Here is a 19130-nt window from a genome sequence, read left to right as displayed (position 1 = left end):
TTCTATAGTCAGGAAGAGTCGCCTGTTATGCAAATAACTATAATCGCAGGAGGAAGCCGCGGCGATGTTCAGCCCTATGTGGCGTTAGGAAAGGGATTGAAGGAAGCGGGGCATACGGTTCGGGTCCTGGCTCCTCAGGATTACCAAGACCTGATAACAGCCTATGGCTTGGAATTCTTTGACATGGGCGGCGGGGTGAAAACAATGGCGCAAAGCCAGATTCAGGATATCGTCGAGCAAGGCAATATCCTGAAAATTCTGGCGGTTACAGGACAAGGTGCGCAACAACTTGCCCTTCAATCAGCCATAAATGGGCTGGTGGCTTGTCAGGGTTCTGACATGATCCTTGCCGGCTTCACCGGGCTTTCCAACGGGTTAGCTCTTGCGGAAAAGCTGGGTATCCCATTTCTTCAGGCTTACTTAATGCCGTTTACGCCGACAAGCGAATTCCCCGGTGTCCTGACGCCGCAGTTACCACAAACACGGTTGACTCCATGGGCAAATGGCTGGTCGCATCGCTTGGCACAACAGATGATGTGGCAGATGTTACGTTCAGCCGATAACAAAGCTCGTACCCAGATCTTGCAGATGGCGCCCGCCCCATTCTGGGGACCATTTGCATCCCTGCAACGGAAATCACAACCGATTATCTATGGGTACAGCCCGCAAGTGATACCACCTCCTGCCGATTGGGCGGATTACATTCATGTCACCGGGTACTGGTTTTTGGAGCCGCCCGCCGGGTGGGAACCACCGAGTGACTTGGTAAATTTCCTACAGGCTGGCCCACCGCCAGTCTATGTTGGCTTTGGCAGTATGCTCAGCCGAAAACCAGAAGAAACCGCCGATTTGGTTTTGCAAGCGTTGGCGCGCACCGGTCAGCGTGCGGTGTTATCGTCGGGCTGGGGCGGGCTAAAAAAAGAGAATTTTCCGACGACCGTATTTATCGTTGGCTCAATTCCCCATAGCTGGCTATTTCCAAAGATGGCTGCGGTTGTGCATCATGGCGGCGCGGGGACGACGGGCGCAGGGCTGCAAGCTGGAATCCCATCCATTATCACACCATTTTTTGGTGACCAACCGTTTTGGGGACACCGGGTGTATGAGTTGGGGGTTGGCCCTAAGCCCATTTCGCGCCAGCGCCTAACAGTCAAGAACCTGGCGGACGCAATTCAGTGTGCTGTGTACGACATGACGATGCGGAAGAACGCATCCAGTCTGGGGGAGCATATTCGCGCCGAGAATGGAATTGCACGGGCTGTGACAATTATTGAGCAGAATAGGCACCCTAAATAATCCGCCCAGCCCCGGCATGCAACGGACTCGCTACGCTCGCCGCTGATGCCAGAAGTTGGGCTGCTTCAGGCAGGAGCTAATTCTATGCTTGGCATTCGTAAGTGCTATCAGCTTTTTTGCGAGCAAGTTGTTCCAATGGTAAGATATTGAGTAGCAGGTTACATCCTGCAGAAGAGACGAACGCTCAGGCTAATGCTGCGATTGACCAGATCAGTTGCACAAAAGGAGACAAGGAGACAATAAAATGACATCCAAGAGTATCGAAACAGCCAGTTCAACCAGCGTAATGGATCGCAAGTTCACAGGGTTGCGGCGTTTCAACGCCATCATGGGATTCCTGCATCTCATTCAAGGTATCTTCATGATCGTGGTCAGCAGGGCCACTACTTATCCCATCTTTACCAATTACCTGAGTTTTGATGTTGCAACCCGCTCGCTGAAACCGAACACCCAACTCTTCTATGAACTCCCCTTTGGACCGGCTGTTGCCTGCTTCCTGCTTATCTCAGCCGTGGCGCACTTCTACCTGGCGACGATTGGCTATGGACGTTATGTGGAGAATCTGAAGAAAGGCATGAATCCAGTCCGCTTCTATGAATATGCCTTGAGCTCTTCGCTAATGATCGTGCTGATCGGCATGTTGATTGGGCTTTGGGATCTGGGCGCGCTCATCTTGATCTTCACACTCAATGCCACAATGAACCTGTTTGGCATTATGATGGAGTTGCATAACCAACATACTTCCAAAACAGACTGGACTGCATTCATTTACGGTTGCGTTGCCGGGTTCGTCCCGTGGGTGGTCATCGCGCTGTATTTCGTGGGCGCGGTCAACTCTGGCGACGCCAAACCGCCGGCCTTTGTATACGCAATCGTTCCCACACTGTTTGTCTTCTTCAACATTTTCGCTATCAACATGGTGTTGCAGTACAAAAAAGTGGGGCCGTGGAAGGATTATCTATACGGAGAACGCGTCTACATCATTCTGAGCCTGTTAGCCAAGAGCGTTCTGTGCTGGCTGATTTGGACTGGCACGCTGGCCCCGGTCTAAAGCACACGCCGCCTAACAAAGCATGCACCTGACGCTGGGGATTCTGCGGCAATCTCAAGCAGTTTTCTACGCCTGAGCATTTTCCCAGTTGGACGGCCTTGCCGTCCCCGCCCCAGCGCAGGTAACGCAAACCGTTAGGCGGCGCCAGCTCCGTCTTGGGGGTCTTTCAATAACCGCCTCTCACTCGGTTGAGGAATCCAGATGAGCACTCTCTTGCGCAGCTACGACCGGATAGATACGGCGTTGACAACGTGGATGGCTCGGAACGGTATCCGTTTCTTGCGCATCAGCCTTGGCGTTGTCTTTTTGTGGTTTGGCGTCCTCAAGTTCTTCCCCGGGCTGAGCCCTGCCCAGACGCTCGCCGGCAACACTATCTCAATCCTGTCCTTCGGTCTTCTCACCCCCGAGCTGGCTGTGTTCATTCTCGCAGTCTGGGAGTGCCTAATTGGGATCGGGTTGATTGTCGGCTACCTCCTCCGGGCGACGCTCCTCCTCTTATGGCTCCAGATGCTCGGCACGATTACTCCCTTGTTCCTCTTTCCTGAGCAATGCTTCACTGTAGTGCCGATTGCGCCCACTCTCGAGGGTCAATACATTATCAAGAACCTGGTCTTGGTGACGGCCGGACTTGTCATCGGGGCAACGCTCAGGGGAGGCCCATTCACTGCGCGACCTCCAAGCGAAGATGCGGCCTGACAACTCGCTGAAGCTGACCCCGGGCTGGCGGATAGGGTGGGGCGCTTGGCCCGCCGGCCTGTCCGCTTCCGCCGGGCAGCTTAGCTCGAAACCGTTGGGCATTCCACTACGGCGTCTTCCCTCTTGGCCAAACGCACCAATTGGGCATAACCGCGAGGCCCGATTCGCTTGAGCCTGATAGCGGCAGAGAACGCGTTCTTTCTACCCGACGTGATTGTTCCCTGTGGCATACCGAACGGGGTGTCCATGAACAAGTCGCCGATGGGGATCCCAATCTCAGGCGGAACCCGCGCAACCGCCCCCGGGCGCCCGGGGGCTCCCCCTTTCTTCAGCAGGTCAGCCAACCCGGCTTGCCCTGGCCAACGCGCAGCACTGCCGAGACAGATGCCAGGAAAGTCCGTCGGGAGCTTCACTGGCTGGGCATCTGATGCCACGCCAACGGCCCAGCCCGGCTGGCAGCCGAAAGGAAGACGAGGAGTCCTAGGAATGACCGCAACCGCGTCTGGGCGCAAAACAAGCGAGTTTCGAGCGCACCCCAGTCCGGTTGCCGTGGGCGGGGGACGCCGGCGCGACCAGCAAGGAGTCGAAGGAATTCCACCTGGCTGAGCCGAACGAGCGGCGATGAGGAGCGTGACCCAAGAAACAGCTGAAGGCCGGGACGCCGCGCGAACAAGGAGGAGGCTCAAGGCGAGGCGGCGAGAGAGCGGCCCGAGGGGGGGCCCAGACGTGCTGGCAAAGATCGCGGAGATGCCGGAACCAGAGCGCACCATGGCGATGCGGCTTCATGAGATTATCAAGGCCAGCGCGCCAGCCCTCTCGCCGAAAACCTGGTATGGGATGCCCGCGTATGCCAGGAACGGCAAGATCGTTTGCTTCTTCCAAAGTGCGCAGAAGTTCCAGACGAGGTACGCAACGCTCGGCTTCACCGACGAGGCGCGGCTCGACGAAGGCGCCATGTGGCCGGCCTCCTTCGCGCTGAAGGAGTTGACCGCCACGCAAGAGGCAGCAATCGCCGCGCTCGTGCAGAAAGCAGTGAGCTGAGGGCGGCCGTAGCCGGTAGATGGCAATCAAACGGGCAGCCAGACGCGGACGGTAGCTCCTTGACCGGGCTGCGACTCAATTTCCAGGCGGCCGCCCAGCCGCTGGGCGCGCTCCTGGATGCCGATCAGACCAAAATGGCCGCGACGCGCAAAATCGTCGGTTGAAAGCGCCTGCGTGAAACCGCGGCCATTGTCGCTCACCTGCAAGAGAACACCCTCAGCATCGCTTTCGAGCAGCGCGCTGGCCCCCGTGGCCTGGGCGTGTTTGGCCACGTTGGTCAGCGTTTCCTGGAAGATGCGAAACAGCGCCAGCTCCTGATCGCCGGTCAACCCGCGCAGGGCGCCGCGCACCGTCAGCGTGACCAGGATGCCGTGCTGCTCGTGCAGTTGATTCGCCAGGTAGCGCAGGGCCGGCGTCAGCCCCAGGTCTTCCAGCACCAGCGGCCGCAATTCATGACTGAATCGCCGCACCTCGGCTGCGGCCGCCCCCACCTCCTGACGCAGCGCGGCCAACTGGCCAACCAGCTCCGGGTTTTGCGCGCTGCCTTCCAGGTACTCCAACCGGCGCCCAATGGCGACTAACGCCTGCACGGTGCCGTCGTGCAATTCACGGGCGATGCGGCGGCGCTCGTCTTCCTGTGTGCGGGTCAGCGCGGCCACATAGCTGCGCTGCGCGGCCCGCGAACCGGCCACCTGCTGCGCCATGTCATCGAAAGCCTGCGCCAGGGTTTGCAGTTCGCGGATGGCGCCGCCGTCCACGTGCGTCACCTCGGCGCCGGCTGCCAGGCGCACCGCCTGGGCCGCCAGGCGATTGATCGGCTCGGTGATGCGCTGCGCGCCCAGAGCAAGCCAGAACAGGCCCAGGAGCAAACCCAGGCCAAGCACCAATAGCGCGGTGCCCAGGTAGGGGCGCACAGGGGCGGTCAGGGTGGCAAACGACTCGCGCGTGATGAGACCCCAACCGCTCGCCGCTACGCTGGCATAGCCGTAGACCACCTGCTCGTCGCCGGCCGTGGCGACCAGCGCGTTGTGGTCCCCTTGCAGCACGCGCTGCACCACCGCCTCGCGGCGCAGGTCCTGCCCCAACAACGAGGCATCGGGGTGGTAAATGGCGCGGCCCTGACGATCTACCAGGTAGGCCAGGCCCCGCTCACCGATGCGCAGGCGCTGGATGTCGCCTCCCAACTGCTGGTTCTTGAGTTGGAAGACGCCCACCAGCGCGCCAACCACATCGCCTGTTGACCCACCGATCGGCGCCAGCACCGCCAGTACGCTATCAGCCTGATCGGGCTGGTCGAGGATGTCAGAAAAAGCCGGAACTTGCAGCGTGCGCACGCTGCGAAAATAGGGTTCAAGATTCACCGGCGCTTGCTTGACGCCAGCCGGCGCCAGGCTGGCGACGAGCTGTCCGGAGGCGTCCAGGATGAAGACGCCGCCATCGAAGGGCGCGAGCTGTTCGGACGCGCCGCGCAGCACCGCCAGGCGTCGCGCCTCGTCATCGGCGCGCAAGCCTGGGTCGTTGCCTAGAACGGTCAGGATGTCGGCGTAATTCTGCAGTTTCTCAGAGATCCGTTCGGCCGCCACTACGGCGATCTCGCGGTCGCGTGCGATAATCAATGAGTTGACGACCTGCTGATAGGCCAGGGTGGTGACAGCCAGGATGATCAAGAGCAGGAGGGCAAAAGGAAGTAAAAGCCACAGGACGGCCTGAACACGCAGGCTGTTCAGGCGATCAGACAGGGAGTGCGGCGAATGGGCACGATCAGCAGCAGGTTTCACGGTGCTTGCAGCAGGTTTCGCTTCATGGCGACCAGAACGGCTTCGGTGCGTGAGCTGACTGCCAATTTGGCGAAGATATTGCTGAGGTGAGTCTGCACCGTGCGGTCGCTGATGACCAGGGTATCAGCTATCTGTTTGTTGGTCATCCCTTGCGCCAGCAGCCTGAGCACTTCCATCTCGCGGCCGGTCAGAGCTTCGATCTCGTCTTCGGCTGGATGGGTTTTGCGCCCGCTGACGCGGTTGACCAGCTTGCGCACGATGCTGGGCGCCATGACAGATTCGCCGGCCATCACGCCGCGAATGGCGCGGACCAGCTCGGATACCGGAGCCGTTTTGAGCAGATAGCCGCTGGCGCCGGCTTCGAGCAACGCAAAGACATACTCATCATCTTCGTGCGCGGTGAGCACCAGGATCTGCACGCCCAGCGTGCGGCTGCAGATCTGACGCGTAGCCTCGATGCCGTTCATGTTGGGCATGCGCACATCCATCACCACCACATCGGGGCGCAGCATTTCGGCCAGGCGCACAGCCTCGGCGCCGTCATTGGCCTCACCGACCACTATCAGGTCCGGTTCGCGCGCCAGCAGGGCCAGAGTGCCTTGCCGCAGCATCACATGATCGTCCGCGAGGATCAAGCGAATGGGTGACATCGTGAGCTTACCACCGGTCATTTGGGTTTCTGGAACAACGTGGCCGCCGCGCCAGATGCGATCTGCTGCGCGCTGCCGCTCCCGCTGGCCGGCACCGTCCAGATGGTACTGTTGCCATCACGCGCCTGGCGAGTGAACAGGAGCGCCTCAGCAGCGGGGAACCACTGCGGGTTGAGCAACGCATCATTCGGTACCTGCACCAGCAGGCGTGTACTGCTGCGGCTCAGATCATAGGTGCGCAATGCGTAGCCGCCTTTATCCTGGCTGATGTAAGCCACTTGCTTACCATCTGGCGACCAGGCCGGGCCGGCGACGGCGTCTGCCACGTTGCGCACGCCCGTGCCGCCGCTGCTGACCAGCCACAGCGTGCCCTGACCATCGGTGAACGCCACCTGGCTGCCATCCGGCGCCCAGGCGTAGACTGCGTCGGCGCCATGCGCGGGCAGAGGCAAAGGGGTTCCGCCGGTCAGGTAGAAGATGGTAGCGCTGCGTCCGGGATTGAACAGAAAGCGGGTGCTGTCTGGCGACCAGATGATCTGCGGCGGACACAGCTCCGTTGCTTCGGTGGGGGAGAGCAAGACGCGACCCAGGCTGCGCATGCCAGAGCCGTCAGCTTTGGCCAGCTTGACTTCAGCTACGTTGGCACGCGGGTTTTCAATGAGCGCGATATGCTCCCCGTTGGGCGCCCAGGTGGGCGAGACGAAACGCTGACCGCCGCCGGGCAGCACCGCGCTGCTGCGCGTCTGATCGAAGAGCAGGGCGCGAATGTCAGCGCCGTCACTGAAATAGACGCCCTGGCTGCTGGGCAACCACGCCACCATCTGCACCGGCTTGTCGCTGATCTGCACGGCTGCACCGCCCGCGGTGGAGATGGCCCACCAGACGCCGTTTTGATCCTGGTACGCGACGCGACTGCCGTCTGGCGCGATGGCATAGGGCGCGCAGCCGACGCGCACGCTGGTCGCCAGCACGCGCGCGGCGCCGTCATTGAGGGTCTGGGTGCGCAAGGCCCCGTTCTGCAGATACAGCACGCTGCTTTCCAGCGGCACACTGCGTAAATCGCGCGGTTTGGTTGCCGCAGAACAGCCGCTCAGCACGACGGCGGCAATCACGATCAACGTGATGATCCGCCAGGGGCAGCGGTGATGTCGCAAAGGTTCGAATAGAATCGTCATGTCATCCTGAATTCCGGTATGGCCTATGCCTGACTGGATTCTGGTTGTACAGTATACCCGGTTCGTGGTGAATGGTCAACCGGTAAGTGGCGCAGGCGAGGTAGGCGAAACGGCGTAGAGGGGAACAAGGACGCCTCGCTTTTTTCGGTGCATCCATGTTGCCGCTTTGCCACAACCTGTGCTACAATTTGGTTGTTCGTCATACAACCTGTGGGGCTGCGAAGTCGGCATCAAGTTTCCTGTTGTCAAGTTGCTCGACTATCGAGCAGACTGGGTGATACAGCTTCCGCCAGAGCTGAGCGCCGCGTTTTTTCACTCTGACGGTGCATGGCGCCCGCGGCAGCGCCGAGACCGGTTTGCCCTTTGGGCGCGCCGGTCTTTTTGTTTACCGATCGAACAGGCGCTGATGCTGCCTGCAGCCGCGAGGACATGGAGGAAAATCGCACGTGTGGAACGAGGTGACCCTGGCGACGGAGCGGGCGCGCCGCTATCGCCAGCGAGCAGACCTGCGTGTCAACACGCCGGCGGAAGCGTTGGCGTTCATCAACCAGGTGGGGATGTGCCTGCTCTTTTCGGCGAAGGGCATGGAACTGCCGACGCTGTATGGGGCGCTGTGCGGTATGGAAAAGGCGCCGCCGGCCCATCATAACGAGCGCGAGCTGGGCCTGGCCTGGCAGTGGAAGGACGATCTGCCGATTGCCGGCGATGTGCTGTACGGCAAGTTTCTCAAACGCAAGCCGGTTTTCATCAGCCTGAGCCTCGCCCCAAGTTTCTATGCCCTCAGCGGCAGCTTTGGGGAGCCAGACGATTTCCGTGAGCTGTATCACGATGCCAAACTCACGGCCGAGGCGCGCCAGGTGGCGGAAGCGTTGCTCTTGCAGGGCGCACTGCCCACCAGCGAACTGCGCCGCGCGGCCCGCCTGGCCGGTGAAGATAACATGGGTCGCTTCGATCGTGCCCTGGCCGAACTGCAAATGAAGTGGCAAATTGTCAAAGTGGGCATCGCGGACACCAACGCCTGGAAATACTGCTACATCTATGACCTGCTGCCGCGCCGCTTCGCGTCCATCATCACGGTTGCTCGTCATATCAACAGTACGGAAGCCATGAGTCGTATCTTGCTCGCTTATCTGAACACGGTGGTGACGGCGCCAGCAGGCGCGGTCTGCCGGTTGTTCGACTGGGAACCGTGGCGGTTGGATCAGATTGTGACGCGCCTCCACGCAGATGGCCGTTTGCAGCAGGATGCGACGATCGAAGGGCGGACGGGCAAGGTTCTGCAGTGTTTGTCATGACAGGTCATGACAGGTAATGACAGGTAATCAGAGCAACCAGAGAGGAGAAAATAGGATGAAAGCGATCAACAGATTGTGGCTGGCGCTGGCTGTGGGTGGCATCTTGCTGGGCGCGCTGCTGCTGCTGGCGGCCGGGCAGGGTGTGGCCCTGGCCGCACCGGTGAGCCATGCACCGCAGGTGATCAGCGCAGGCAAGGCCGCGCAAGCTGGCGCCATCGTCTACGTCGTGCGTCGGGGCGATACGCTGTCAGCCATTGGCCGGCGCTTCAGCGTATCTGTCGCCACGTTGATGCGGGTCAACCATATCAGCAATCCCAATCGTATCTACATCGGTCAGCGCCTGCTGATCCCGACCGCCGGGCCGACGCCCACACCAACGCCCGGTCCCACCACGGTACCCGGCGAGCCGGTGGAGGAAATTACGATCATCCAACCCTCGATGGGGATGATGATTACCAGCCCGGTGACGGTGATGGGTGTGGGGCGCGGCTTCGAGCAGAACTTGGGCGTGCGCATCCTGGACGCCAGCGGTTTCGAGATCGGCAGCGGCAATGCCATGATTAGCGGCGAATTGGGGCAGCGCGGCCCCTACACCGGCGTGATCACGTTTACCATGCCGGCCAATGCGCAGCCTGGCCGCATCCAGGTATTTGCCGCCAGCCCACGCGATGGCGCGTTCGAGCACCTGAACTCGGTTTCAGTGCAATTGCCTGGCTCCGGGCTGGATGCTACCCTGGAGCAGCTCAAGACCGCGCTGGAGAAGGCCGACGCGGAGGCGTTGCGCCAACTGCTGGGCCGCCCTTTCCTGTTTGGACTCTATCGCAGCGAGGCGTTGCTCAGTGAAGACCCGGTGCAGGTCATGGATCTGCTGGCGTCGTACGGCCTGAACAACCCCACCGTATTTGTAGATTTTTCGGTGGACGCGCGCCCGTTACTGCAAGACAGCGGTGGAGTACCGCCGGGGGTCGAGCATGTTGCCTACAGCACCGGGTGGGGCGAAGACGGTACGTGGTCAGCATTCCTCTACCTGGGCGCACAGCAGGGACAAATGCGCTGGACCGGCATTGTGCTGGTGGCGCCGGAGGCGAAGGATTTCTAGCCGCCAGGGCGCGGTTTTTACCGTATCTGCACGCGACCCAGCATGGCAGCCTTTGCCGTCAGGTTGACGGGTAACTGAAACTGCGTGGATGAGTCGAAAATGCTGACCAGGATGTCGTACTCGCCGATGGCTGCGTTGGCCGGTATGGTCAGGCGATAGTGTTCCTCGCGCAGTCGTCCAACCTGCCAGTCTTGCGTCGGGGTGACATTGGTGGTACTGATCGGCGCGGCGTCAACTGCCGCCGCGCCATTGGCCGGCGGGCGCAAACTTGTGACCACAACGTAATCGGTGCGCAGCCGTTGCAGCGGCCGCCAGAACAGGGCCAGGTCGAGGGTCTGGCCGGGCGCAAGGCTGCGACGATTGACATCGTAGCCCACCAGTTCGATCTGGTCATCGAAATTCCAGGCCACCGGATTGGGTATGCCGGCCAGGCCGAGCCGCGGGTGGATGCGCAGATCGCCCAGGGACACCTGAAAGAGGGTGGCCGGACTGGCGCTGACAGGCGTCCCGTCAGCGGCGCGGGTCACGCTGACCACCAGGCGACATACGCAGGGCGCGGGTGCGCTGAGCGGCAGCGTGAGCAGATGCTCATCGCGTACCTGCTCGCCGGCCCGCCAGCGGCTGGTGACGTAGTTGCCACGGGCGGGGAAGCTGTCCTGGCGCAAGATGACCAGGCCGGCATCGTCCACGATGGTCAGGCTGATGCTGTAATCGGCGCCAGGTGCGGTCAGAGCCTGCCAGAAGAGCGTGACCGCCACGGTTTGGCCGGGTGTCAGGTCGTTGGGCGTCACCGCAACCGCGCGCAGGCGCAGGGTTTGATCGAAAGTGGTCTCCACGGCGCTGGCCGCGGCGACAGCCGCCGGCGTGGGCGCGGCTGGTACGGCATAGGCCGGCACGATACTGAGCCAGGGGATGATGAGGGCCAGGGTCATCAGGCCAGCGCCGAGCCACAGGCCCACGCGGTGGCGCCAAACAAAGGGCGTCAACGTGTTGACCCCGGCGGCCCAGAGCACGGCAAAGGCTGCCAGGGCCGGGAACAGGTAGCGACCCTGGGGCGGGTAGAGGGTGGTCCAGCCCCACACCGATACGAAAACGATGGCGCACCAGATGATGAGCAGCCATAACTGAAGTGAACTGCCGCGTGCGGCGCGCGCCAGGTGTTCGCCGGCCGTATGCTCGTTGAGACGACCGCGATTGAAACGCCACCAGACGATCAATGCACCCAGGCAGCCAATGGCCCCGATGATGGCCAGGATATTGTAGACGACATAGACCCAGGCCGGCGGGGGCACATTGAGCCAGCCGAACAGCGCCCAAAACGAACGCCAGGCGCGGGCGCCGTGCATGGCGAATTCGCTCCAGGACGGCCAGTCAGGCCGCGGGGGGAGAAGATCAAAGAGACTGCGCAGACCAAAAACGTTGCCGCTGAGCAGCAGGTTGCGGACATACCACCACCCTGCGACGAGAAAGGCCAGGCCAAAGGTGATGCCGTGCCAACGCCAAAAGTATCCCCAGGAACGCTCCACCAGGGCAAAGGCGGTCAGGATGATGAAGGTGAGGGGGAGCAGCGGCAAGGCGTTTTGCTTGGTCAGGGTTGCCAGGCCCAACGCGAGGCCAAGCATGACCAGGCGTCGGGTGGTGGGCGGACGATTGAGTGTGCGCGCCAGGAGCAGCAAGGTCAGCGTGGTGGCGGCGATGACCAGGTTATCGTTGTTGACCGACGTGCTGATGAAGATGAACTGCGGATTGCCAGCCACGAAGAGTGCGGCAAGGTGCGCGATCGAAGGCTGATTGGGAAAAACCTGCCAGGCCAGGGCAAACGTGCCAGCCACTGTGACCGCACCGAGCAGCAAGGAGAACAAGCGCAGCACGCGCATGGCAAGCACGGCGCCGCGGCCAGGCCACGTCGCATCGGCCCCGTGAATGACGTGATTGAGGTTGGCGGTGCTGCCTACCTGATCGCTGCTGGCATATGGATTTGGGCGAATGACCTGATCGGCGTCGCTGATGTCAATGGGCAGGGTCAACCAGTGAGCCAGAAGGTAGTAGAGCGGCGGTTGGGCCGCGATCTGGCGCATGGGCAGGTCCGCAGCGGCCTGGGCCGGCGGCAAACCATAACCCTGGCGCAGCCAGCGCACGTATTGAAAGTGCAGGTCTTCATCCGGTGACTCGAACAACGGGTTGATACTGCTGGTCACAAGGCCCAGGAGCAGGAACGCGGTCAAGATCAGGATGAGGGGGCGTCGTGCCGCCGGTGATTGTTGAGCGAGCATATTTGCCTGTCCCAGGTTGTCTGGCGGCCCGCGCATGGCCGCGTTACCCAATTATAGCACAGGGCGCGTTGAAGGGCGCGTTGAAGGGCGCGTTGAAGGGCGCGTTGAAGGGCGCGTTGAAGGGCGCGTTGAAACGATAAATTATGACTGGTTTACAAATCAGCGCTGCGCAGGCTGCAGTCGAGATCGTGGCGGCTGAGAATCGCATCGTCTGGCGTATCGAAGCGGTGCCGTCGCGGGTGGATGCGCGCCTGGGCGACAACCGCATTCGGCTGGATGCGCTGGCCGACCACGGCGGTGGCATCAGCGTGGTGGTCGAGGCACAGGCCGCGTTCGCCCTGGAGGTAGAGGCCGGTTTTACCGTGTTTTATGAATCGGTGCCGGCCGGGCGCACGGCCTATCTGTTGACCTATCTGGATCGCACGGACGTTCACCAGGTCTAGAAACCCGTTTTCTCGCAGCAAACGGGTTTCTGCATTTCTGCAAACGGGTTTCTCATGATTGACCTGACCTGCGTCATTGCGTCCTGATGACAACCTGCTACACTGTGAGCCATAGGCGGGGCGCGGCTGTGTGCCCACCCACCGGGGCGACCACAGGGGTGCGCCCCAACCTGATTCCACAGCAATAGAAAGGGGTACTTCATGTCGGTCAAAATTGTCAAAGACATCATGCACAAGGGTGTCATTGCCTGCCATCCCAACACGGCCGTGACGGAGGTTGTGCGCGTGCTGGCAGACACGGAAGTTCACGCGATTGTCGTCACCAGTCCCGACGGTGATTTGACGGGCATCATCTCGCACATGGACGTCATTCCGCACTATGGGCAGCCTTTGGAAGGCAAGACAGCGGCCGACATCATGACCCGCAGTGTCGTCACGGCCAGCCTGGATAGCACAGTGACCGAGGCCATGAAGCTGATGGTCGAGAAGCACATCCATCGCGTGGTGGTGACCGAGGCCGGGCCGAACGGGATACACGTCCCGGTGGGCGTCCTTTCGACGACCGACATCGTGCGCGAGATGCGCGGGTCGCGCTGGATGTGGTATTTCAGCCCTAATCCCTGATCCAGGATGGTGAACGTCGCCGGCATGGCGCGCGTCACCGCATCAAACCGAGAAGCGAGAATCATCATGACGGCAACTATCATTGACGGCAAAGCTGTGGCCGCGCGCATTCGCGCGGATCTGACCCTGGAAGTGGCCGCGCTACGCGAAAAGACCGGTCGCGTGCCCGGGCTGGCCACCGTGCTTGTGGGCGAGAATCCGGCATCGCAGGCTTATGTCAGCTCTAAACGCAAGGCATGCGCCGAGATCGGCGTCGAGTCGTTTGGACATGAACTGCCCGCGTCTATCAGCCAGGCGGACCTGGAGGCGCTGGTGCGCGACCTGAGTGCCAACCCGGCCATTGATGGCATTCTGGTGCAGCTGCCGCTGCCCGCGGGTCTGGATGAAGAGGCGGTGCTGAGCACCATCAGCCTGGAGAAGGATGTGGATGGCTTTCATCCGATCAACATTGGGCGGTTGAACATGAAGGGGCGGCCGCCGCTGTTCGTGCCCTGCACACCGCTGGGCTGCCTGACGCTGCTGGAAAGCGTCGGTGTGCCCATCAGCGGCGCCGACGCGGTGGTCGTCGGTCGCAGCAACATCGTGGGCATTCCCATGGCCGCGCTGCTGCGCAATCACGACGCCACGGTGACGGTGTGCCACAGCCGCACGCGTGACTTGCCGGCCAGGGTGCGCCAGGCAGACATTGTGGTGGCTGCCATTGGCCGGCCGCAGATGATCCGCGGCGATTGGCTGAAGCCGGGCGCGGTGGTGATTGATGTGGGCATCAACCGTATCGAGGATGCGAGTAAGAAGAGCGGGTCGCGCCTGGTGGGCGACGTGGCTTTCGACGAGGCAAAGGAAGTCGCCAGCGCCATCACTCCGGTGCCGGGCGGCGTCGGGCCGATGACGATCGCCATGCTGCTGCAAAATACGGTCACTGGTTTCAAGCGAACGCACGGGCTGGCGTAGGCATCGCAGTCATTTGCGCTTGCGCCACAGGAGCAGCACAACGATCAGCAGGCTCAGCCCGGAGACGATGTCGCCGGCGCGGCGCGCAGGGGTCGTGCCCATGCGCAGGGTGACGAGGTGCGTACCGGCCGGCAGCTCGAACCCGATCAGGCCATAGGGCGGCCGCGTGATGATTTCGAGCGGCCGCCCGTTCGCGGTGAGCGTCCAGCCAGGGAAGTTGTAAGTGTAGTAGACCAGTTGCACCGGCGTCGCGGCGTCCACGCGTAGGCGGCCTGAACGAGCGCCATGCGCCAGCATGGTGACTGTGCCCGCGCCCTCGATGATGGCCGCCTTCTGCAGCGGCTCACCGGCCAGGTACTGCGCCAGCAGCGGCGTCTCCTCGAAGGGCTGTTGCGTCCCTTGCATGACGCCAATCATGTCGGGATGCTCCATTTCGAAGTCCATGATCGCCAGGGGACTTTCGTCGCGCGCGGTGATGGGAGTCCACTGTGGCTGCAAGAAAGCGGCGCTGGCGATGATGATGAATAGCGCCAGCACAAAAACGGCCGGGCGCCGATTCGTCTCGGCTGCGGATGCATGGTCAACGTCTCTGCGCTCGTCGCCGATGGCGACAGCCAGGATCTGCACACTGGCGCCGCCCATGATAGCCAGCGCGAGGGCGGTCAGCGTCAGCAGCCGCCAGGGAAACTGAATGAGGTCGCCCAGGGGCAGCCATTGCCACACAGCGGCGGCCGGCACAAGCATCATGCCGGCGATGATTACCGTGGTCAGCAGGAAAAAGGCCAGTAAGCCGCGGTGCTGGCCCCGGCGACGCACGCTGTACCCCACGCCACCCACGGCGAGCAGCAAGGGGGCCAGGCCAAGCTGAAAGCTCATGCCATCATCTGGCCCGGCCACGCTGTAGCCGAAGCCCCAGGACGTGGAGAAGAGCTGGTGGAAATAGATCAGGTTGGTCTCCACCTGATAGGAGTTGCGCACCCAGACGGCCTGGCCGATGTAACGTTGTTCAGCCAGCAGCGGGAATAAGAAGATGGCCGCCAGTCCCACCGCCAGCAGGCCCGCGGCCAGCAGGGACTGCGCCGCGCGCACGACGGCGCGGAGGTCCGAGCGCCAGGCATCCCTGCGTGCAGCGGGGTTGACCCGCCTGGTACTACCGGCATCGCGTCCACGCAGGTGGACGCCCGGCGGTACGCCCACCAGGCGCGATTTCAATCGCTCGCCTGCGGCAGCCCGTCGCCAGGGCAGATACGCCAGCCTGCGGCGCGCCAGGGGCAGAAGCAGGCGGTAGAGCAGATAGGCGACCAGCCACGGCGTGAAAAAGAGCATGGCGACCGTGTGACTGATGAAAAGCGCGGCCAGGCTGAGGGCGGCCAGTGCCAGGCGGCGGCGATCGCCTGGTTTTTCGAGCAAGCGCTCCCAGGCCAGCAGAATCCAGGGAAACCAGACCATGGCCCAGAACTCGGCCAGGGCGGCGCGCACGTAGATGTTGACGAGATGATAGGGCGCGTAGGTGTAGAGCAGCCCCGCAATCAACCCAGCCGCGTCACCCCACCAGCGCCGCACGAGCAGGAACATGCCGGCTGCGCTCAGCAAGAAGGCCAGCAAGAAGGTGTCTTTGACCGCCGCGGTGAAGCCCAGCCCCAGCAGGTGGAAGGCTTCAGCCACGTAGTAGGCGAACGGCGCATAGACCACCCAGAAGGGGTAGCCGTAGCCCATGGCGTGATCAGGCCCCCAGCGCGGCCACCAGGCCCCATCGCGAATGGCCGCATCGAACTCCACCAGGTAAAAAACGCTGTGATGGGCGTCGTGCGCGCCGAAGAAGTAGCCGGGAGCCAGCAGCGCCGCCCAGGCCGGTATCGTTAGAGCCAGCAGCAGCCCCAACCAGGTCAGGACGTTGCGCGTGGAGGAGATGCGAGTCATGGGCTGGTGAGCAACTCGTGTGCGATGTCATGGGCGATGGCGCGCCAGGCGCCCCAGGCCAGGCGTGGCGCGGGCGTGGCGCGCAACTGGCGGGCAATCCAGGCAAAGCTGCTAAGCGGCAGCTCGCTAAAACCAGCGACCTCGACGCCATCCGCACGCAGCGTGCCGCCGGCCTCTTCGGCATACCAGAGGTAGGTCACAAAGGGCAGCACATAGTCATGCAGGTGCATCTCGTAGCCGATGACGGCCAGAAAGCGCAGGTTGTGCAGGGCCAGGCCGGTTTCCTCGTGCATTTCACGATGCACAGCCTCTTCGACACCCTCATGCCAGTGGATACCGCCGGTCGGCAGGCGATAAAGGCCTGGATAGAGGTCCTTGGTGTGCAGCAGAAAATTGCCGTTGGGGCGACGCAGGCAAATACCGACTTCGCCGCGGCGATCCAGCATCTTCTCTTGCCGCGTATAAAAGAGATAGTCGTTCGCGGGCAGCAGGTAGAGCCGGCGCAGCGGCGCGCCGTAGGCCGCGGCCAGGGTGTCCACTTCGGTTGCGGCGACTAAAGGCCCCACGTACGGCCCCCAGTCATCGGTAACGTATCTGCAAGCAGCAGTTATTGGATGTTGGTTCATTGGTCTCGTCCCTGCATTTCGTGTATCTCAATCATCCGGGGTAGGGGCATGGCCTTGCGCCTGCCCGCGTGGGCGACCGCAAGGGTGCGCCCCTACAAATTGAGAAGATACCATTTCGCCTTCGTTCATCATCATGGTCATGCGCCGCGTCGCGTCGGTGAATCAACGCCGCCAGCGGCCGCGCACGACCCAGGCCAGCAGCAGAGCGGCCGCGGACAGGGCGCTGACCATTCTGCCCAGCATGCGCACCGGTGTATCCTCGAAGCGCAGCAGAAGAAAATACTCGCCCTCTGGAATGGGCACGCCGATCTGCCCGTAGGGGCCGACGATGTCGTGCTCGCTGAGGGGCACGGTGCGCAGCAGAGGCCCCGGCCGGTCGTTTTCATCCGCATAGAGATAGGCCGTCCAACCGGGAAAGTAGGCGATGTTGAAGGCCAGGCGTTGATCGGGCAGGCCACTGTGTACCCAGACCAGTTCGTGCGCGCTGCCGTGCTCGCGCACATCCACGGCCAGGGTCAGGTCTTGCGGCACGCGGCTGTAATCCACATGGGTGGTCACCGGTTGCCCGCGGACATGCGCTTCGGCCATGGCCGACCAGGTTGGGATCTCACGATTGAACACCGGGACGCCGGTCATCTCGTTGGCGGACTGCTCGAAGCGCATGAGCGCCGCATAGGACACCGGGCCTTGCTGCGGCGTTGGCTCCCGGACCTGGACCTGGAGATACGCGGCGCTGCCCAGCAGGAGCAGTCCACACAGGCCCACGGCGGCCAGACCGGCCATTGGGGATGGCGTCTTGACTGCGGCTGTTTGTTCGGCGGCCGGCGGTCGCGGACTCTCGGCCACCAGCAGCGCGGGCAGGACAGACAGGCTGACCGCGGTCAGCATCAGATAGCGCCAGGGGAATTGGGCGAACTTGACATTGGGCAGCCACTGCCAGGCCCAGGCCGAGGCCGGCAGCATCAGATAGACGGCGACCAGGGTCAAGATGGCGAAGAACCAGGCTTCGGCGCGCAGGTCGGCAGACGCGGCACGGGCAGCGGCAGCGGTCGGCGGACGGCGGCTGAGCAGGGCCGCCATGCCGAGCAGGCTGAGAACGAACGGGACGATGCCCAGTTGAAAGCTGATCGGATCGTTTGGCCCGGGTTGGCTGATGCCGAAGCCCCAGGTGGGGTCGAACAACTGGGACCAGGTGACAAAGTGATTGAACGGGTTGTAATACTGACCGTACCACTGCTCGCGGTTGACAAAGCGAAACTCGGTCAGGGCCGGCAGGCTGAAGGCGGCGCTGAGGCCAAAGCCGAGGGCGAGGGCCAGGAGCGACGGCAGCGACAGATGCAGCAGGTTGCCCAACAGCGGCAGAATAGACTCCGACGACCAGTCGCGCCAGGGTTGCGTGGCATCGAGGCGGCGCAGCACATGCAGCAGCAGGTACGCGGCCAGGACAGAGGCAAAGACGAGCGCCACCAGGTTGCTGGTGAGCATCAGGCCGCCAAAGGCCAGGGCCGCGCCGCCGAAGGCGGAGAGGCGCGGGCGGCGGACCGTCTCCCGAAAGGCCCACAGGCAGAGCGGCAGGAAAACCAGGGCGACCGATTCGGCCAGGGCGCCGCGCACGTAGAGGTCAACCAGGTGGTAGGGAATGTAGATGTAGGCCAGCCCAGCCACCAGGCCGCTGCGGCGTCCGGCCCAACTGGTCACGAAACCGGCCATAGCCAGGCCGGAGGCGATGATGCTCAGGCCGAAGACCAGTTCGACCGCAGCTTCCCAGCCGAAGCCAAGCAGATGAAAGGCCTGGCTCAGGTAGGTGGCCAGCGGCGCGTAGACGATCCAGAAGGGGTAGCCGTAGCCAAAGGCAAAATCGGGCGCCCAGCGTGGAAAGAAGATGCCATCCTGCCAGGCGCGGTTGAATTCGAAGAGGAAATAGACATTGTGGCGGGCGTCATGCGCGCCCCAAAAGTAGCCGGGCTGGGCAAAGGGGGCCAGGGCAGGCAGGGAAAATAGAAGCACAAGGCCCAGGGCCAACCAGGGTGGGGCGATGATACGGGCGCGTCGCTCCCCACGACGTTGGCTGACTATCGGCATTGATCTGCTCCGCTGGAATGGCTGACATGACGGAGGCGCCAGGCCTCCGTTGCCCATCTTATAGCACAAAGCACGCCCGGCGTCAATCGCGGCCGGCGCAAATCAGGGTCACAGAGAACGGCGCGCCTGA

16 protein-coding genes are annotated in these 19130 nt (G+C 62.4%); 9 read left to right on the top strand and 7 right to left on the bottom strand.

The window, feature by feature from the left end; genetic code table 11:
• Positions 1 to 27: 27 nt before the first annotated feature.
• From IPF85_RS06020 to IPF85_RS06005, 4 genes are all read left to right on the top strand, one after another.
• Positions 28 to 1296 carry a glycosyltransferase gene (locus tag IPF85_RS06020; RefSeq protein ID WP_343407165.1) on the top strand — a complete coding sequence of 423 codons (1269 nt, stop codon included), beginning with the start codon at positions 28 to 30 and terminating at the stop codon, positions 1294 to 1296.
• Positions 1297 to 1540: 244 nt separating this feature from the next.
• On the top strand, positions 1541 to 2347 hold the full coding sequence (gene heR, locus IPF85_RS06015; protein ID WP_343407164.1) for a heliorhodopsin HeR: 807 nt from the start codon (positions 1541 to 1543) through the stop codon (positions 2345 to 2347).
• Between the two features lie 213 nt (positions 2348 to 2560).
• Complete coding sequence (locus IPF85_RS06010; RefSeq protein ID WP_343407163.1) at positions 2561 to 3043, top strand: DoxX family membrane protein; 483 nt, start codon at positions 2561 to 2563, stop codon at positions 3041 to 3043.
• Positions 3044 to 3664: 621 nt separating this feature from the next.
• Positions 3665 to 4084 (top strand): DUF1801 domain-containing protein, encoded by a 420-nt coding sequence (locus IPF85_RS06005; RefSeq protein WP_343407162.1) that lies wholly within the window; start codon positions 3665 to 3667, stop codon positions 4082 to 4084.
• A gap of 26 nt (positions 4085 to 4110) precedes the next feature.
• On the opposite strand, the gene IPF85_RS06000 is transcribed toward IPF85_RS06005, so the two are convergent.
• Genes IPF85_RS06000 through IPF85_RS05990 form a run of 3 tightly spaced genes read right to left on the bottom strand, consistent with a single transcriptional unit; the run spans position 4111 to position 7687 of the window.
• On the bottom strand, positions 4111 to 5862 hold the full coding sequence (locus tag IPF85_RS06000) for a cache domain-containing protein (RefSeq protein ID WP_343407161.1): 1752 nt from the start codon (positions 5860 to 5862) through the stop codon (positions 4111 to 4113).
• On the bottom strand, positions 5859 to 6512 hold the full coding sequence (locus IPF85_RS05995; protein ID WP_343407160.1) for a response regulator transcription factor: 654 nt from the start codon (positions 6510 to 6512) through the stop codon (positions 5859 to 5861). Before IPF85_RS05995 ends, IPF85_RS06000 begins: the two co-directional genes overlap by 4 nt.
• A 17-nt stretch (positions 6513 to 6529) precedes the next feature.
• Positions 6530 to 7687 (bottom strand): hypothetical protein, encoded by a 1158-nt coding sequence (locus IPF85_RS05990; protein ID WP_343407159.1) that lies wholly within the window; start codon positions 7685 to 7687, stop codon positions 6530 to 6532.
• 446 nt (positions 7688 to 8133) lie between these two features.
• On the opposite strand from IPF85_RS05990, the gene IPF85_RS05985 reads away from it, so the two are divergent.
• Both IPF85_RS05985 and IPF85_RS05980 read left to right on the top strand, forming a co-directional pair.
• Positions 8134 to 8982 (top strand): hypothetical protein, encoded by an 849-nt coding sequence (locus IPF85_RS05985; RefSeq protein ID WP_343407158.1) that lies wholly within the window; start codon positions 8134 to 8136, stop codon positions 8980 to 8982.
• A gap of 55 nt (positions 8983 to 9037) precedes the next feature.
• Positions 9038 to 10081, top strand: coding sequence for a LysM peptidoglycan-binding domain-containing protein (locus IPF85_RS05980; protein WP_343407157.1), 1044 nt, complete (start codon positions 9038 to 9040; stop codon positions 10079 to 10081).
• 17 nt (positions 10082 to 10098) lie between these two features.
• Here IPF85_RS05980 and IPF85_RS05975 read toward each other — a convergent pair whose 3' ends face one another.
• On the bottom strand, positions 10099 to 12354 hold the full coding sequence (locus IPF85_RS05975; RefSeq protein ID WP_343407156.1) for a DUF2142 domain-containing protein: 2256 nt from the start codon (positions 12352 to 12354) through the stop codon (positions 10099 to 10101).
• 143 nt (positions 12355 to 12497) lie between these two features.
• Between IPF85_RS05975 and IPF85_RS05970 the strand changes: the two genes are divergently transcribed.
• The 3 genes from IPF85_RS05970 (at position 12498) to folD (ending at position 14372) form a co-directional block, all read left to right on the top strand.
• A complete protein-coding gene (locus IPF85_RS05970; protein WP_343407155.1) occupies positions 12498 to 12797 on the top strand; it encodes a hypothetical protein in 300 nt (99 codons plus the stop codon).
• A gap of 201 nt (positions 12798 to 12998) precedes the next feature.
• Positions 12999 to 13421, top strand: coding sequence for a CBS domain-containing protein (locus IPF85_RS05965; RefSeq protein WP_343407154.1), 423 nt, complete (start codon positions 12999 to 13001; stop codon positions 13419 to 13421).
• Positions 13422 to 13487: 66 nt separating this feature from the next.
• On the top strand, positions 13488 to 14372 hold the full coding sequence (gene folD, locus IPF85_RS05960) for a bifunctional methylenetetrahydrofolate dehydrogenase/methenyltetrahydrofolate cyclohydrolase FolD (protein WP_343407153.1): 885 nt from the start codon (positions 13488 to 13490) through the stop codon (positions 14370 to 14372).
• A 9-nt stretch (positions 14373 to 14381) separates the two neighbouring features.
• Here the strand turns inward: folD and IPF85_RS05955 are convergent, their stop codons facing one another.
• From IPF85_RS05955 to IPF85_RS05945, 3 genes are all read right to left on the bottom strand, one after another.
• Positions 14382 to 16292 carry a hypothetical protein gene (locus IPF85_RS05955; protein WP_343407152.1) on the bottom strand — a complete coding sequence of 637 codons (1911 nt, stop codon included), beginning with the start codon at positions 16290 to 16292 and terminating at the stop codon, positions 14382 to 14384.
• Positions 16289 to 16858, bottom strand: a complete 570-nt coding sequence (locus tag IPF85_RS05950; protein WP_343407151.1) for an NUDIX hydrolase — start codon at positions 16856 to 16858, stop codon at positions 16289 to 16291. Before IPF85_RS05950 ends, IPF85_RS05955 begins: the two co-directional genes overlap by 4 nt.
• 222 nt (positions 16859 to 17080) lie before the next feature.
• The gene (locus IPF85_RS05945) at positions 17081 to 19000 is read right to left on the bottom strand and encodes a hypothetical protein (RefSeq protein WP_343407150.1); all 1920 of its coding nucleotides are present in this window, start codon (positions 18998 to 19000) and stop codon (positions 17081 to 17083) included.
• Positions 19001 to 19130: the final 130 nt, after the last annotated feature.

Source organism: Candidatus Amarolinea dominans (assembly GCF_016704685.1).
GTDB classification, from domain to species: domain Bacteria; phylum Chloroflexota; class Anaerolineae; order SSC4; family Amarolineaceae; genus Amarolinea; species Amarolinea dominans.
The sequence above is the reverse complement of the archived record's forward strand: the minus strand, read 5'-3'. Positions and strand labels throughout refer to the sequence as shown.

Coding starts and splice junctions, on each gene's coding strand:
- IPF85_RS06020 (WP_343407165.1), top strand. CDS start 28: ATGCAAATAACTATAATCGCAGGAGGAAGCCGCGGCGATGTTCAGCCC.
- heR (WP_343407164.1), top strand. CDS start 1,541: ATGACATCCAAGAGTATCGAAACAGCCAGTTCAACCAGCGTAATGGAT.
- IPF85_RS06005 (WP_343407162.1), top strand. CDS start 3,665: ATGAGGAGCGTGACCCAAGAAACAGCTGAAGGCCGGGACGCCGCGCGA.
- IPF85_RS05995 (WP_343407160.1), bottom strand. CDS start 6,512: ATGTCACCCATTCGCTTGATCCTCGCGGACGATCATGTGATGCTGCGG.
- IPF85_RS05990 (WP_343407159.1), bottom strand. CDS start 7,687: ATGACGATTCTATTCGAACCTTTGCGACATCACCGCTGCCCCTGGCGG.
- IPF85_RS05980 (WP_343407157.1), top strand. CDS start 9,038: ATGAAAGCGATCAACAGATTGTGGCTGGCGCTGGCTGTGGGTGGCATC.
- IPF85_RS05975 (WP_343407156.1), bottom strand. CDS start 12,354: ATGCTCGCTCAACAATCACCGGCGGCACGACGCCCCCTCATCCTGATC.
- IPF85_RS05970 (WP_343407155.1), top strand. CDS start 12,498: ATGACTGGTTTACAAATCAGCGCTGCGCAGGCTGCAGTCGAGATCGTG.
- IPF85_RS05965 (WP_343407154.1), top strand. CDS start 12,999: ATGTCGGTCAAAATTGTCAAAGACATCATGCACAAGGGTGTCATTGCC.
- folD (WP_343407153.1), top strand. CDS start 13,488: ATGACGGCAACTATCATTGACGGCAAAGCTGTGGCCGCGCGCATTCGC.
- IPF85_RS05955 (WP_343407152.1), bottom strand. CDS start 16,292: ATGACTCGCATCTCCTCCACGCGCAACGTCCTGACCTGGTTGGGGCTG.
- IPF85_RS05945 (WP_343407150.1), bottom strand. CDS start 19,000: ATGCCGATAGTCAGCCAACGTCGTGGGGAGCGACGCGCCCGTATCATC.